This window comes from Extibacter sp. GGCC_0201 (genome assembly GCF_017566055.1).
Lineage (GTDB): Bacteria > Bacillota > Clostridia > Lachnospirales > Lachnospiraceae > Extibacter.
In genome coordinates, this window is sequence record NZ_JABFCH010000242.1 from 1 (window position 1) to 213 (window position 213).

Below are 213 nucleotides of genomic sequence, written 5' to 3' on the forward strand. Positions count from 1 at the left end.
GTTTCCTGGACCCGGAGGGAGAGATGCTTTTGAACTCGTGACACGCTGCGTTTCCGATGGCCGGATTCATGTAGACAAGGACATGCCGGAAGCCAAAGAGGTTCTGGAGAGTCCTCACGGAAGATATTATTTCCGTTTCAGTTACAGAGGGAAAACAGTAGTTGTCACAATCCGCCCTGGTTTCGTGCGTCAGGATTTTATTGACATGGCAAG

General features: G+C 49.8%; 1 protein-coding gene. It reads left to right on the forward strand.

The window, feature by feature from the left end; translation table 11 throughout:
- Positions 1 to 213 (forward strand): hypothetical protein (locus tag HJV72_RS19405; protein WP_330619084.1); only part of this gene is annotated, 213 nt, incomplete at both ends.